14 protein-coding genes are annotated in these 15,676 nt (G+C 39.0%); 7 read left to right on the top strand and 7 right to left on the bottom strand.

Going from position 1 to position 15,676, the window contains the following annotated elements; all coding sequences use genetic code 11:
• Nucleotides 1-743: 743 nt before the first annotated feature.
• Genes ACTH6U_RS15800 through ACTH6U_RS15775 form a run of 6 tightly spaced genes read left to right on the top strand, consistent with a single transcriptional unit; the run spans nucleotide 744 to nucleotide 6,725 of the window.
• Nucleotides 744-1,250, top strand: coding sequence for a fimbrial protein (locus ACTH6U_RS15800; protein WP_441832590.1), 507 nt, complete (start codon nucleotides 744-746; stop codon nucleotides 1,248-1,250).
• A 54-nt stretch (nucleotides 1,251-1,304) separates the two neighbouring features.
• Nucleotides 1,305-1,982, top strand: coding sequence for a fimbrial biogenesis chaperone (locus ACTH6U_RS15795; RefSeq protein WP_294104926.1), 678 nt, complete (start codon nucleotides 1,305-1,307; stop codon nucleotides 1,980-1,982).
• 20 nt (nucleotides 1,983-2,002) lie between these two features.
• Nucleotides 2,003-4,582, top strand: a complete 2,580-nt coding sequence (locus ACTH6U_RS15790) for a fimbria/pilus outer membrane usher protein (protein WP_441832589.1) — start codon at nucleotides 2,003-2,005, stop codon at nucleotides 4,580-4,582.
• A 21-nt stretch (nucleotides 4,583-4,603) separates the two neighbouring features.
• Nucleotides 4,604-5,617, top strand: a complete 1,014-nt coding sequence (locus ACTH6U_RS15785) for a fimbrial protein (protein WP_294104923.1) — start codon at nucleotides 4,604-4,606, stop codon at nucleotides 5,615-5,617.
• Nucleotides 5,618-5,633: 16 nt separating this feature from the next.
• Nucleotides 5,634-6,170 (top strand): fimbrial protein, encoded by a 537-nt coding sequence (locus tag ACTH6U_RS15780; protein ID WP_434719563.1) that lies wholly within the window; start codon nucleotides 5,634-5,636, stop codon nucleotides 6,168-6,170.
• A gap of 9 nt (nucleotides 6,171-6,179) precedes the next feature.
• A complete protein-coding gene (locus ACTH6U_RS15775; protein WP_294104919.1) occupies nucleotides 6,180-6,725 on the top strand; it encodes a fimbrial protein in 546 nt (181 codons plus the stop codon).
• Nucleotides 6,726-6,798: 73 nt separating this feature from the next.
• Here ACTH6U_RS15775 and panD read toward each other — a convergent pair whose 3' ends face one another.
• The 7 genes from panD to sfsA all read right to left on the bottom strand — a co-directional run bounded on the left by panD (nucleotide 6,799) and on the right by sfsA (nucleotide 13,080).
• Nucleotides 6,799-7,179: an aspartate 1-decarboxylase gene (gene panD / locus ACTH6U_RS15770; RefSeq protein ID WP_434719561.1), complete on the bottom strand. Its 381-nt coding sequence runs from the start codon at nucleotides 7,177-7,179 to the stop codon at nucleotides 6,799-6,801.
• A gap of 253 nt (nucleotides 7,180-7,432) precedes the next feature.
• The gene (panC, locus tag ACTH6U_RS15765) at nucleotides 7,433-8,296 is read right to left on the bottom strand and encodes a pantoate--beta-alanine ligase (RefSeq protein ID WP_441832588.1); all 864 of its coding nucleotides are present in this window, start codon (nucleotides 8,294-8,296) and stop codon (nucleotides 7,433-7,435) included.
• Between the two features lie 43 nt (nucleotides 8,297-8,339).
• On the bottom strand, nucleotides 8,340-9,131 hold the full coding sequence (gene panB, locus ACTH6U_RS15760; RefSeq protein ID WP_294104913.1) for a 3-methyl-2-oxobutanoate hydroxymethyltransferase: 792 nt from the start codon (nucleotides 9,129-9,131) through the stop codon (nucleotides 8,340-8,342).
• A 59-nt stretch (nucleotides 9,132-9,190) separates the two neighbouring features.
• Nucleotides 9,191-9,682 (bottom strand): 2-amino-4-hydroxy-6-hydroxymethyldihydropteridine diphosphokinase, encoded by a 492-nt coding sequence (folK, locus tag ACTH6U_RS15755; protein ID WP_294104911.1) that lies wholly within the window; start codon nucleotides 9,680-9,682, stop codon nucleotides 9,191-9,193.
• 12 nt (nucleotides 9,683-9,694) lie between these two features.
• The gene (gene pcnB, locus ACTH6U_RS15750) at nucleotides 9,695-11,101 is read right to left on the bottom strand and encodes a polynucleotide adenylyltransferase PcnB (RefSeq protein WP_294105076.1); all 1,407 of its coding nucleotides are present in this window, start codon (nucleotides 11,099-11,101) and stop codon (nucleotides 9,695-9,697) included.
• A 618-nt stretch (nucleotides 11,102-11,719) separates the two neighbouring features.
• Nucleotides 11,720-12,175: an RNA polymerase-binding protein DksA gene (dksA, locus tag ACTH6U_RS15745; RefSeq protein ID WP_294104909.1), complete on the bottom strand. Its 456-nt coding sequence runs from the start codon at nucleotides 12,173-12,175 to the stop codon at nucleotides 11,720-11,722.
• Nucleotides 12,176-12,369: 194 nt separating this feature from the next.
• Complete coding sequence (gene sfsA / locus ACTH6U_RS15740) at nucleotides 12,370-13,080, bottom strand: DNA/RNA nuclease SfsA (RefSeq protein WP_294104907.1); 711 nt, start codon at nucleotides 13,078-13,080, stop codon at nucleotides 12,370-12,372.
• Between the two features lie 104 nt (nucleotides 13,081-13,184).
• On the opposite strand from sfsA, the gene hrpB reads away from it, so the two are divergent.
• Entirely contained in the window at nucleotides 13,185-15,644 is a 2,460-nt protein-coding gene (hrpB, locus tag ACTH6U_RS15735; RefSeq protein ID WP_441832587.1) for an ATP-dependent helicase HrpB, read from the top strand.
• Nucleotides 15,645-15,676: the final 32 nt, after the last annotated feature.

Genomic DNA, 15,676 nt, shown 5'->3' with positions numbered 1-15,676 from the left:
AAGTGCGGTTTTTTATTAATTAAATAAGTAACAATACCTATTTTTATGATTCTAGTGAGCCAAAATGCAGGTTGTTGCTTATTTGCTTAAACTAATTTAATGAAAAGAAAATAGTTCTAATAGGTGACTTTTTTTCTCTTATATAAATATTTTTTTAAAAGTTTAATTTTATGCACTAACATAAAAATTACTTAAGATTAGTCTTATTTTTTTAGCGCTCAATTTTTTTCATTTTTATAGAACAATTAGAGAATTATATCTAGCCAGTTTTTAACGCCCATAATTCCTCCGTTATCGATATTAAAATCTAACATTATTAATGAAGTGTTAATTATATTTGTTTTTTTATTAATAAATTGCAGCGTAATGACAGTAGTGATGAATTTGTATTTCATTCGAAATATGAGGTTACAGTTTAAAATACAAACTGTAACACTACCACTAAGGTGGTATTTGGTTTTTAATTTCAATTATAACATATTTTTAAGTTGTTTATTCTTTAAATACCACTAATTTGCTATATTTTGACATTAAATATATTAACTTATATTAAATTAATATTAATTACACGTATTATGGATTTAGTTAAGAAACGCTAATATACTTTTGATGAGTTAAAACGTAGAGCAATAATATTTAAATTTACATCAGTAATATTGCGTACGTTGATAATTAAATAATATTTACTGACATATAAAGGGTTAAATATTAATTTTAAAAAAACATTATTAATTACATCAATTATGGCTACTGCATTTTCAGGTATGGCAAATGCGGCATCTGCAGATGCTAATGGGACAATTCATTTTAAAGGTCAATTTATTGATTCAACTTGTATGGTTGAAGTTAATAATGCAAATAAAAATGAAGGCACTATTCAGTTAGGTACTTGGATGTCAAACAGCTTTGATAAAGTTGGCGAGAAAACAGATGCAATACCATTTTTAATTGGTCTTAGTGGCTGCCCTGCAACCTTAAATCAAGCCATTGTTACTTTTAGTGGTACTGCTAATTCAGACAACCCAGAACTATATAACGTAGATAAGGCTACAGGGGTTGGTATTGGACTCTCTTCTGATAATGTCGGTTCTACTTATTATCAACCAAACTCTCCAGCTGGTTCTATTGACTTAAGTAAAGGTAATAAAGGTGAAAAAGAATATTTTGCTCGTTATGTAACGACCGCTGATGCAGTTACTCCTGGAACCGCTAACGCTGATGTAACCGTAACTATTAAATATACTCAGTAATTATATTATTAGGGGACTTTACGTGTTCCCTCTTTTTTCCTATAGGGGAATAGTGTGAAAAAATCACTTATTGCTTTAATTCTTTTGAGCACAGCAGCAGTAAATGCTAACGCAAGCGTAGTATTGGGTGGAACTCGTGTGATTTATGAAGGAGATAAAAAAGAAGCCTCTATTTCGGTCAGAAATGATGATAAAACACCTTTTTTGGTTCAATCGTGGATTGATAATTTCGATAACACGGACAAAACTAAACCACCTTTTTCTGTGACCCCACCCCTTTTTCGAATTGAGCCTGAGTCAGCTAATGCGGTTCGTATTGTATTAACAGACCCAAGACTGCCTACAGATAAAGAGTCGGTTTATTGGTTGAATGTGAAATCGATTCCACCATCAGATAAAAATTCAACGAATAGCTTAACAATTTCGATTAATAACAAAATAAAATTGATTTATCGACCTATAACTTTACCAAGTTCAGATGCATTTAATGCATATGAAAAACTGAGTTTTGAAAAAACAGGTAATACTTTAAAAGCGAAAAATCCGACACCTTACTATGTTTCATTTGGTGAATTGAAAGTCGGCAATAAAGAGATTGAAAATCCAGGAATGGTTCCTCCAATGGGTGAAGCGTCATGGAGTATTTCTGGTATGCAAGCAAACCAAGTGACTTGGAGTGCTGTTAATGATCACGGAACAATCACGCAAGCTAAAACACAAAAATTAAAATAATAATTGGAAGATTATTCATTATGCGCCGTATTACAAAACCAAAAAACTTACGTGAACATTGTAATGAATATCTTTCATATTCGCATAATGTGCAATTAAACTTTCAAGTAAAAAGAATTTGTCAGGCTATTACGGCAATAATTGTTGTCAGCGCTAGTATCAATTGTGCCATTGCCGAGGATTATTTTAGTCCTAATTCACTCAGTGCAGTCGATGGGACAAATGTTGCTGATTTACAAAATCTCGATCATTTTTCAACCGCAGGTGGGCAACTTGCAGGAAAATATCACGTCGATATCATTATTAATGGGGTATTTGTTGATTCGAGAGAAGTGACATTTGTTGATAGTGAAACGAGCAAACAATTAATACCTATTTTGACTAAAGCCGAATTAGAATCTTGGGGCGTTAATGTTAAGTCAATTGCTACTTTTTCCTCTCTTACGGCTGAGCAAAGTATCGGTGTTATTAGTAATTATATTCCGGATGCAAAAACGATTTTAGAACTCAACCAGCAAAAACTTATTATTTCTATTCCTCAAATAGCGATGGATAAACAAGTCGCAGGCGCAATACCTTCTAGCCAATGGGAAAATGGCGTTCCAGCATTAGTGTTAAATTATTATTATAGTGGTTCAAATAACTGGAACCGTAATAGTTCTGCAGATAGCAATTCCCATTATTTTAATTTACGTAGCGGACTAAACATAGGTCCGTGGAGGCTCAAAAATTATTCGACTTACAGTGATAATTCAGGGCAAAGAGAATGGAATAATATTGAAACCAGCCTAGAGCGTGGGATTAATTTCTTAAAGTCTCAGTTAATTGTCGGTGATACCACAACACCAGGGGAAGTTTTTGATGGCTTCCAATTTCGTGGTATCCAACTGCAAAGTGATGAGTCTATGTTACCAAACTCGATGAGAGGGTTTGCACCTATTATTAGGGGGATAGCTCAAAGCAATGCAGAAGTAACTGTTAAGCAAAATAATTATACGATTTATCAATCCTATGTAGCCCCTGGCGCTTTTGAAATTGACGATCTTTACTCAACCGGAACCAGTGGTGATTTGACCGTTATAATTAAAGAAGCCGATGGTTCCGAGCGTTCGTTTATTGTGCCATTCTCATCAATTGCCATTATGCAACGTGAAGGACAATTAAAATATTCTCTTACCGGCGGGAAATATAAATCGAATTCAAATGCTAATGAACCCGATTTTATGCAAAGCACATTTATTTATGGCTTACCTAAAGGTATTACAGGTTATGCAGGAACATTACTTTCGAAAGATTATCAATCCTATGCCGCAGGTCTTGGCATTAACTTAGGTAATTTTGGTGCATTATCAACTGATGTAACTCAAGCTAGTACACAAAACTTAAAAGGTCGAGAGAGTACAGACAGTGGTCAATCATATCGTTTTCAGTATTCTAAAAATATGATGACAACGGGAACGTCAGTTACACTAGCAAATTATCGCTACTCCACTCAGGGTTATTACAGCTTTACTGAAGCTAATAGCAACAATTCTGAATTATATCGAGATAACAAAAAAAACCGCTTCCAAGTCACATTGAGTCAATCGCTTAATGAATATGGCAGTATCTATTTTTCCTCTTATCAGCAAGATTATTGGAATCGCTCAGGAAAAGAACGTTCAATGAGCGCAGGTTATAATAATAGTTATGGCGGGATCACTTATAATTTAAATTACAGTTATTCTGATAACGCATACCAACATAAAGCTGATAATCATTTTTCATTTTCAATAACAATTCCACTTGATAATACATTTGGTGGCTACACGTCATTAAATAGCAATATGACCACCGATAATAATGGCAATACAGATGCGATGGTTGGGATCAGTGGCAGCTTACTTGAGCGTCAGAATTTAAGTTATTCCATTCAACAGTCATACGGCAATAAAGAAACTAAAGCGAGTGGAAACGCTGCTGCATCTTATCGAGGTAGCTTCGGTATTGCTAACGTAGGTTATGGTTATGATCGATATTCACAACGTGCTAATTACGGCTTAACGGGCGCAGTGGTCGCTCATCCTTATGGTGTGACATTGTCGCAGCCTATCTATGACTCTTTTGGCATCATTAGAGCACCCGGCGCAGAAAATGTGAATATCTCTAACCGCACTGGGGTGGCTACCGATGGGCGTGGTTATGCCATCGTACCTTATTTAAGTGCTTATACTAAAAATGAAATTTCACTTGATGTGGACTCATTGCCTGACAATGTTGAATTAAAGACCAATACAGTGACTGTTATTCCAACAAAAGGTGCCGCTATATTAGTTAACTATCAAACGCATGTTGGTTATCGCTTACTCTTTAATGCGAATCACAATGGTAAACCCGTTCCCTTTGGTGCCATAGCTCAATTGGATCAAACTGATGGGCAGGATATAAGTTCTGGTATTGCTGATGAAAATGGGGATGTTTACCTTAGTGGGATGCCTGAAAAAGGGCGTTTAAAGATTAAATGGGGTAACGATGCTCAAGACCAATGCACAGCAGAATATCAATTAACGGCGGAGCAGTTGAAGCAGCATTTGCCTATCCTGCCTGTCAATTGCCGTTAAACACTTAAATGAGCTTTTAATATGAATATAAAACAAATTATGACTTCTATTGGTATCACTTTGTTTTCATTTAATGCGTTAAGTAGTGGATCTTATCGTGTTAATTTAGGGAATTTAGATATTAATAATGCAACTCATAAGCTTCCTCAAAAAGCAATTCTAGGTAATGGTTGGAAACAGTTTGATCTTGAATCTGGTAATGCAGTGTGTATAGCAAATGAGCCTAGTGATCTTAAATTTCAACCATTGATAAATAGCAAAACAACCGGTTTATCGATTAACGATGGTGCTGATAATTACCCAATTTTTAGCACGGGTATTGAAGGTATTGGTTATGTGGTTGGTGTACGTCAAAAAGGAACCAGTCGTTGGTATCCTTTAGCGGATAGTAATAGCCCAATTAATGCAGTTGATGGAACGTCGAAATTATTCCTTGAAACTAAAATGATGTATGTAAAAACAGTGCAAGGCAAAATTGAAGGCAAGGAAAATGCATTTGCTCGTTTTGATCCTTTAAAAGTGCAATGTAGTGGTAATTTACAGGGGGATGGTGAGATTCAACCTGCACCTGCGATGGTGACATGGGAAGCGAGTACTTGTGAAATCAAGAGTGCTCGTCAATCGGTTAATTTAGGTGTTCATGAATTAGCAAAAGTGCAGGCTTTAAAAGTGGGAGATACTTTTGGCTATGCTCAACAATCCGTCACTATTGATTGCCCAAGTCAAATGTCTATTTTTTATACTATAGCCGATAATTTTCACCCAAGTAATGTAAGTACGAATATTATTTACTTAGAGAATGAAGGTGAAAAGCCTGGTTTCGCAGTACAAGTATTCGAAGCGGGTAAAACAACCCCATTGCGGTTAGGTGGTGATAGGTCATTGTCGAGTGATCATCTTTATTCATTAATTAATACAGCCAATGCGAGCCAAGTTGTGACGAAAACTTTTGATTTTAGGTATGTAAAATTATCTGACAATGTGAAAGCTTCCGATGGTAATGCACAGGTCACTGTTACCCTAGTGTATAAATAAAATGAGTAATTTAATAATGAAATATATATTTAACTTGTTAATGCTACTCATATTATCTTTTTCAACATGGGTCTCTGCTGCTGATATAAAGGTCAATTTTACCGGTTCTATTCGAGGTACGACATGTAGCATTGAGACTAATAATTTAAATGTTGATTTAGGTCTTTGGTTATTAAAAGGGGGAGGTAGTAATTTTCCTGTGGGTGATACAACTGATTGGGTGGAGTTTGAATTGCAATTTGTTTGTAACTCAGTAAATAACCAAGTTTCAGGTTCATTACGAGGAGTTCCTGCATCTGATAATAAGTCATTTGCGCTAGATAACGTTGAAGGTAAAGCGACGGGAATGGGCATTCAAATTGAGGCTTATTCTACAGAGCGTAAACAATGGGAAGCTAAGAATGTGAACGAAGTTAGTACGCTATTAGGTAGTAGAGCAACTGTTGTTGGCTCGAATAGTATCAAATTGAGGGCGCGTTATAAATCATTAGCTGATAATGCAACTGCGGGAAAAGCAAATGCATCTATCACATTTCTTGTACAAAATAATTAAGGAATGATAATGAGAAAAATAATCAAAGGTTATAAATATTTGTTTCCTATTGCTGCTCTAATTTTTTCTACACCCGCAGTGAGCTATGATGCTGTATTTAATGTTACAGGAAAAGTGGCTGCTGGTACTTGCTCCATAAAATCGTCTCAAACACAAAATGTTAATTTGGGTGATCATACAATTGGTGCGAATGGTTTTGGTCAAAAGATAGGCTCAACGACTAAAGATGTACAATGGGAGCTTAATTTTGATTGTGACGCCAATACTATCATTTCTGTATACCTGACTGGGGACAATGATCCTGATAATAATACAGTATTACGATTAGATTCGAATAATAGTGCTAAAGGGCTAGGTATTGAAACGGTGGCTAATGATGGCATCAGCATTGACTGGCATGCTTTACCATTTTATCGTGAGAGGTCAGTGACTAAAGCCGGTAGGCCAGCAGGACCAATTAAAGTGTTATTTAAATCTCGTTATAAGCAGACTGCGGCTGTTGTAACCCCAGGACCCGCAAATGGTAATTTAGGCATTGATATTTCTTATAACTAAGTATTCATTATTTGATAGATACCTTAATACAGTGTCGATTATATCAAGGTATCAATATGGGAATATTTTAGCTTTAAGCTACCTGTACTGGAACTGCTTTAGCAATTCGGCTCATCGTATTATTGGCATCAAAATAAGCCACTTTAGGCTGATGGTGGCGAGCATCCTCATCTTCCATATTCACATATGAACAAATAATGAGCTTATCACCGACTGCGGCGCGACGTGCAGCTGCACCATTAACCGAAATAATTTTAGAGCCTCTTTCACCCGATATTGCATAAGTTGAAAAGCGTTCGCCATTATCAACGTTATAAATATCAATCGCTTCATATTCTAAAATACCCGCGGCATCCATGAAGTTTTGATCGATGGCACAAGATCCTTCGTAGTGAAGGTCTGCCTGTGTGACGGTGACGCGGTGGAGTTTGCCCTGTAGCATTCTTCTTAACATTTTATTCTTCCTCATTCGAACCACAGCGTTGTTGGCTTCACGCATTCGCCCTAGTCACATACTTATGTATGCTCCTAGGTTCTCATTTGCTTGCCGCCTAGCTGTAATTCGAATGAGTTTGAATAAACTAAAGACTAAAACATATAAGTATAGTTAGTAACTCAAATACATCTAATTTCATTCGAACCACAACGCTGTTGGTGTTGTATTTGCTGTGCTTGTTATTATAAAGTTATGTTAACTGTATTACTTTCTATGCAATATCGCTTTGTAGGTCAACTTGTAAATTGTCAATGAGACGGGTTTGACCTAGCCATGCTGCCATTAAGATAACGGCACGTTTACTTGAATTACTTAATTCAGCCAATGTATCTGCATCACGAATGAATAGCTCATCAGGAGTAAAGCCAGCGGCACGCAAGTCTTCTGCTATTTCTGCGATAATAGACTCGGAAGCACTGGGTGATGTGACTAATTTTTGACCAGCTTCTGTCATGATACGATATAACTGAGGAGCTATTTTAAATTCTTCGGCAGACAAATTATTATTGCGAGAGCTCAGTGCAAGGCCATTTTTGGCTCTGACTGTTGGTACTGAAATAATTTGTGTATCAAAAGATAAATCATTAACTAATTTACGAATAAGCTGTAGTTGCTGATAATCCTTCTCGCCAAATAACGCAATGTCAGGTTGCACTAAATTAAACAATTTGGTGATAACGGTGGCAACACCTCTAAAATGACCTGGGCGGCTAGCGCCTTCGAGCATGGTTGAGAGTTCAGGAACTTCAACGAAAGTCTGTTTTTCCATCCCGTTAGGATAGAATTCTTGAGGTGATGGTGCAAAAACTAAATGAATCCCCCGACGTTTTAGTTTCTCACAATCTTCTTGCAATGTTCGCGGGTAATTCGCTAAATCAGATTGTTTATCAAATTGCATTGGATTGACAAAAATACTGACAATCACAATATCAGCCTGTTGCTTTGCTTGATCAATTATCGCCAAGTGCCCGTCATGCAAATTTCCCATAGTGGGGACGAGCGCGATACGTTTGCCATCTAGTTTCCAGCGACGGATTTCACGGCGCAGTATCAGTGCCGTTTCAACGATAAGCATAAATACAATCCTTATAGTCTACAGTCATAATTAATAGAATGAGTTACGAAAACGAGTGAGACTCATCAGGGTAAATACCTTCTTCAACTTCGCGAATATACATATGAATAGCATCATGTATATTGCCTGCTGGAGCGAGAAAGTTTTTAGCAAATTTGGGTGGGCGAGCGGTAATACCCAGTGCATCTTGCATCACTAGAATTTGGCCATCAGTTTGTGCACCAGCACCGATACCAATAACTGGTAACAATAGCTCTTCGGAGACATGCGCTGCGAGTGAGCTTGGTACGCACTCAAGCACTAATAGCTGCATACCTGCATTTTCTAATGCAATGGCATCTTTGACTAATTGGTTTGCTGTGACTTCATCTCTACCTTGTACTTTATAACCCCCTAGCACATTGACAGCTTGTGGGGTTAATCCAAGGTGCCCACAAACGGGGACTGAACGTTCACCGAGCATTTTAACGGTTTCACATAGCCAACTACCACCTTCAATTTTCACCATGTTAGCGCCTGCCTGCATCAAAATAGCGGCATTATGGCAAGCTTGTTCAGGGGTGGCATAGCTCATGAAAGGCATGTCGGAAATGATAAAGGCATCGGGTGCCCCTTTACGGACGCAACGAGTGTGGTAGGCAATCTGCTCAACGGTGACTGGCAGCGTACTGGACTCACCTTGAATAGTCATGCCGAGGGAGTCACCAACTAACATGACTTGAATACCTTGCTCATAAAATAGTTGAGCAAAACTTGCATCATAGGCGGTGATAGTTGCGAATTTGTGTTTGTCTTTTTTAAACTGACCCAAATCAGCCAGAGAAATTGGTTTCATTATAATAACCTCCGGAAATGATCTCGCTATTGATAATGGCTTATTTAAGGTTGGACACTTTAGGGGGTAATGTCCCAAAGCATCAGGCCATTGCGAGGGATGTGTGTAAGCCTTTCTGAGAGCAATTCGCCATCAGGAAAAACAAGGTTAGGGGAAATTTCACTGAGCGGATACAGCATAAATTCACGCTCCTTTAGCCCGTAATGGGGTACAGTCAACCGTGAGGTATTAATAACACAGTTACCAAAAAGCATGATATCAAGATCGAGGGTTCTAGGACCCCAACGTTCAGCTTTACGCACTCGCCCAAGGTCGAGCTCAATTTTTTGCGTATAGTCGAGCAATATTTCAGGCTCAAGGTCGGTTTCAAGCAAGACCGCCAGATTGAGATAATCAGGCTGATCTTGTGGTCCAAGTGGCTTTGTGCGATAGAAAGACGATATGGCAGCAATACGGCTGCTTGGGAGCGCATTTAATGCCTGGATAGCTTGCTGTGCTTGCGTTAACGGCTCACCTAGGTTACTTCCAATAGCAATATAAACTTGCTCCATGACACTATCTCTCTATTGTGGCTTGTTTGGTTTGCGAGCCCCTGGTAGCGATGAACGATTAGGACGGTGGCGTCGACGTGTTGGCGCATTGCCTAATTCGGAAATCATTTCACGCTGTTTTAAATTATTGGCTTCTTGGAACTCTGCCCACCATTGCGTGAGCTCTTGTAGCTCATTTCGGCGCTCTGCACTTGCTCTTAGCTCGAGTAAATCAAAAGCAGCACGGAATTTAGGGTGCTCCATTAATTTATTTGCACGGCGACCTTGTCGGCGAGGTAAGCGCAATTGCAATAGCCAAATATCACGCATCGTAGTCGTAATACGTTTTGGTATGGCGATTGAACGGCACTGTTCATCAAGAATATCATTCATCGCAAGAGCGAATGCATCATAGTATGCAAGTCCACCTTCTTGGGATAGCTTCTCTGCATGTTCAGTGACGGGATACCATAACATGACTGCAAATAAAAAAGCAGGGTTGACGCGCTTATCATTTTTTAGTCTGAAATCTGTATTTTTTAATACTTGCTCAATGATTTTTTCCATTGGCGAGTCATTATTTTCGCTGAATCGGCTAGTCAGTACTGGGAATAATTGCTCCAACAAATTATATTTTTGTAGCATTTTATAAGTGGCGTAGCCATGACCTGCTTGTAACAGTTTTAATGATTCTTCAAATAGCCTTGCCGATGGTATTTCCTTGAGTAACGGTGCTAAGTGGTGGATAGGCGCTGCGGTATTTGGCTCAATCGTCATATTAAGCTTACAGGCAAAGCGAACCGCTCTTAGCATTCTGACTGGATCTTCACGATAGCGTGTTTCAGGATCGCCAATAAGACGAATAATCCCGTCTTTAAGATCTTTCATACCATTGACATAGTCACGCAATGAAAAATCATCAATGTTGTAGTAAAGGCTATTGACCGTAAAGTCGCGACGGATTGCATCGTCTTCGATAGAACCAAAAATATTATCGCGCAGCAACATACCGTTTTGTGCTTGCGAAGACATATTTTTATCGTCTGACAAATTTTGGTCATGGTGACCACGGAATGTGGCAACCTCAATAATTTCTGGGCCGAACATAATATGGGCAAGACGGAATCGGCGGCCTACAAGGCGGCAATTACGAAATAGCTTGCGAATTTGTTCTGGGGTGGCATTTGTTGTGATGTCGAAATCTTTTGGTTTTTGGCCTAAAAGTAAATCACGGACACCGCCACCCACTAAATAGGCGTCATAGCCGCTTTTATTTAAGCGGTAGAGCACTTTGAGTGCATTATCACTGATATCGTTACGTGAAATGTTATGTTCAGAACGTGGAATTATAGTGATATGTTCTTCGTTTCCGGTTGTCATTGTGGATTGTTTCTCTGCCTGTACGTCGGCACGCTTGGATTGACGAACCGTTTTTTTCATTTGTTTAGTTTTCTGCGCCACGGGCAATACTTCCACTGGGGCAGAATGAGTGACTGGTTTTTCACCGGCTGCGCGTGGATCTTGCTCGACATTATCATTGCGGGATGCATTGCCATTACGCGACAATATATTACGGCAGAAATTTGCTACTCGGTTAAAAATAGTACACCTCGATGTCGTTACGAATATTCATTAAACAAAATAAGCGGCTAATCATAGCTTACTGAGGTTTCTTTGAGAATGGTTAAACGAATAAAAGTGCTATCTAATCATTTTTTATATCAATAGCTTTATCGGTAGAGGGCTAAAATTGCACTCAATTTACCGTTCTCAATAATAGTAGAAACCCTTTGCCTGAGCTGTTCTCGCAATACAATGAACTTAACATTATGCAAAGTAATCAGCGCATATCGCAAGATAATTTTATGAGAGAGTTTATTTCTATCTTGGCTTAGGATCAATGCTAAATGTATTAGATTAAAGCATCCATTTAGTGAAATTAAATTTTTATTGACTCATGAAAAGATAAAATCAAAGCGCAGAGGAAGGGGATTTTAGAGGTGAAAATTCCTTATAACGGCGCATGACAAATGCGCCGTTTAGGACTCCATTTAGCAATTAGCCAGCCATTTGCTTTTCGCGAATTTCAGCTAATGTTTTACAGTCGATGCACAAATCAGCGGTAGGGCGGGCTTCCAAACGGCGGATACCAATTTCTACTCCACATGATTCGCAAAAACCAAAGTCGTCATCTTCAACTTTTTTCAGCGTTTTTTCGATCTTCTTAATCAGTTTACGTTCACGATCCCGGTTACGTAATTCAAGGCTGAATTCTTCTTCTTGAGCGGCTCTATCAACAGGGTCTGGAAAGTTAGCTGCCTCATCTTGCATATGAGTAACTGTCCGGTCCACTTCATCTCTGAGTTGATTGCGCCATGCTTCGAGAATGAGCTTAAAATGCGCCAATTGGGCGTCGTTCATGTACTCTTCGCCAGCTTTCTGCTGATAGGGTTCAACCCCTGCAATGGCGAGAATGCTTAAGGACGATGTCTTACGTTTTTGCCCTTCTTGCATAATGCTTCTCCTACACACGCAAATTTTACAAAAACCCCAAGGGGGGAAAAATAAGGTCGCTATAAATAGCAGAAGAGAGCCCTTTTGGCAATCGTTCCTGCAATGAGTTTTGTAATGCTGTGAAGGCGCGCGCGTTTATTCCCTTTTAGCCCCCAGAACTCAGCTTCCTCGTACAAATATCTGTTAAATAGGTATTATTTATCAGACGTAAAGCTTAATTTCTTTCCCAATTTTATTTGTTGAACGGATATATCTGCTTGATAACAAATAACTTCAACGCCATTGTTAATGGCTTCCTCTAAAAGTAACGCATATTTTTTATCAATATGCGCTGCCGCAGATGCTACGTGGATTCCACTATGCAAAGCAACAAACAATAGTATGGCTCTTTTTCCTTCTTTGGCAATGAGTGTTAGCTCGCGTAAATGCTTTTGTCCTCGTAGTGTGACGGCATCCGGAAAATAACCTTGATTACGCTCGAGCAGGGTAACTGATTTTACCTCAATAAAACAATCAGGTAGGTCTTTTTTAGACAGAAAAAAATCAATGCGACTATTTTCTGACCCATATTTAATTTCTGGTTTAATTTCGCTGTATTCAGATAATTCTGGAATGTTTTTTGCGGCGAGTGCTTCTGCAATGATTTGATTCGCTTTTAGCGTGTTTACGCAAATGAGATGATTGTCGGCAGTTTGTGTGATTTCCCAACTATAGGGATATTTGCGTTTGATGTTATCAGATGTTGAATACCACACAGTATCACCCGGAGTGGCACAACCTGTCATCGCACCCGTATTAGCGCAGTGAATTGTCATTACTTCACCGTCAGGCGTCGTGACATCGGCTAAGAAACGTTTATAGCGCTTAATTAAGGTGGCAGGTTTTAATGGGGGAATAAATTCCATATCAGCTCCAAAGTAGACTTCCAAAACGTTTACTAACGCGAATAGTGGCGCTAATGCTACAGTGTCTGATAGCAAAAGTTAAATCCCATGGAGTCATAACCTAAGTGTTACCGATATTAGATGTGAGTGATGACTTACTCACGGCCTTAAAAAATTCCCCTCAAGTGTTATTGCATGCACCAACGGGTGCAGGTAAATCGACTGTATTGCCGTTGATCATTTTGAATAGTGGTGTTATTCAAGGGCGAATAATTATGTTAGAACCTCGTCGAATTGCCGCGCGAACGGTTGCTGCTCGTTTAGCTGAGCAACTTGGTGAGGAAATCGGTAATACTATTGGGTTGCGTATGCGCTCTGAAACAAAGGTCAGCCAACATACTCGTCTTGAAGTGGTTACTGAGGGAGTATTAACGCGACAACTACAAAATGACCCGATGCTTGAAGGTGTGGGATTGGTTATTTTAGATGAATTCCATGAACGTAATTTACAGGCAGATCTTGGGTTGGCCTTGTTATTAGATTCACAGCAAGCTATTAGGGAAGATATTAAAATTCTATTAATGTCTGCGACGTTAGATAATCAGGGATTAACTGAACTATTTCCAGATGCACCTATTATTACCTCTCAAGGGCGTATGTTTTCAGTTGATCGACAATTTCACCCAATCAATTCCAATAAATTATTTCATAAAGAAGTTGCGAGTGCTGTCTGGAAACTATTACAAAAAGAAAAAGGCTCATTATTACTTTTTTTACCAGGCGCAGGTGAAATTGAAAAAACACGAACAGAACTAGCGCTTATGGTTAGTGAGGACATACTTTTGTGTCCGATGTATGGCGCACTTTCTATTCAAGCTCAGCAACAAGCCATTCAAATTGCACCTCAAGGTAAGCGAAAGGTCGTTTTAGCAACCAATATAGCGGAAACGAGTCTAACCATTGAAGGAATTAGATTGGTGGTTGATAGCGGATTGGAACGTGTTGGGCAGTTTAATCCTCGAACAGGATTGACAAAGTTAGTCAAACAGCGCATTAGCCAAGCGTCAATGACTCAAAGAGCAGGACGTGCAGGCCGATTAGAAGCGGGCGTTTGTTGGCATCTTTTTAGTCAAGAACAAGCCCAAAGAGCGGCGCAGTTTAGTGAAGCGGAAATTAATCAAAGTGATTTGAGTGACTTGTGGCTATCTTTATTGCAATGGGGCTGCTCAGATACCGCTCAATTACGTTGGCTAGATACTCCTCCTGATACTGCAATTTCAGCGGCAAAGGATTTACTGTTTAAACTCGGTGCAACGGATAAACAAGGTAAACTTGCTTTGATGGGGCAAAAAATGGCTGAGTCTGGCAGTGCTAGTCGCACTGCTGCGATGCTATATGAAGCACAAAAAAGCAATAATAAAGAAGTGATTAAACTTGCCTGCTTATTAGTGGCAATAATTGAAGAGCCACCGCGTGCTACTGAGAGTGATATTAGGACTTACTTAGAAAGGCCTACTGAAAATTGGTGCAAAAGAGCATCGATATTAAGTGGGCAAAAAGTGACAGCGATTGTTGGCAGAGACTTTACTCTGATAAGTGAGTGGTTACCAACATTGCTTGCTGCGGGTTATCCAGACCGTATCGCTAAAGCACGAGATAATCATGCTCGCTATCAACTCGCAAGTGGTTTAGGTGCTTCTTTTAATGAAATGGATGCATTAATTGGTAAACCATGGGTAATAGTCGCGGCTGTTTGGCTGCCGGAATCATCTGCTGACGCGCGTATTACATTGGCTTATCCTATTGAAATTGAAAAGCTACAACGTGATTGCCCACGCTTGTTTTCTCAGCAGGAAACAGTTGAATGGGATGAACAAAGAGGCTCATTAATAGCGTGGAAGCGACTTCAATGTGGTCAATTGGTGATTAAATCAGAACGATTACATAATCCGGATAAAGCTGAAATTAAAAAGGCATTAATTCATTGGGTAAGACAAAACGGTTTAGCACAGCTTAATTGGCAAGAATCTGATTTGCAATTACGTATTCGCAGTCAATTAGCGAAACATTATTTTCCTGATTTAAACCTACCCGCCGTTGATGATGAAACGCTGCTGGCGACACTTGAAGAGTGGCTGGAACCTTATCTTAATGGGGTGACAAACAAGCAGAAATTACAGGATATTAATTTAACGCAATTATTGTTAAATCGATTAGATTGGCAGCAAAAGCAATGGCTTGATAGTACCTTTCCGACTCATTACCATGCGCCATCTCAACGAAATGTAAGTATTTACTATTCACTTGAAAAGCCACCTGTCATTGAGATTCGGATGCAAGAGATGTATGGACAAGCCAAAAATCCAACTGTAGCCGAAGGTAAAGTGGTGGTGACATTATCATTATTGTCACCTGCAATGCGGCCATTACAAATTACGCAAGATCTGGGCGCTTTTTGGCTAGGTAGTTATAAAGAAGTGCAAAAAGAGATGAAAGGCCGTTATCCAAAACATTTGTGGCCTGATGATCCGGTCAACACAGAGCCAACAAGACAAACAAAAAAAGCAATGATGGGTGCGAAATAGCCTTTTTTTATGCTCTAATAGCAGCCCATAAA

The organism is Providencia sp. (assembly GCF_052096715.1).
Lineage (GTDB): Bacteria > Pseudomonadota > Gammaproteobacteria > Enterobacterales > Enterobacteriaceae > Providencia.
This window is presented reverse-complemented; position numbering and strand designations above follow the sequence as displayed.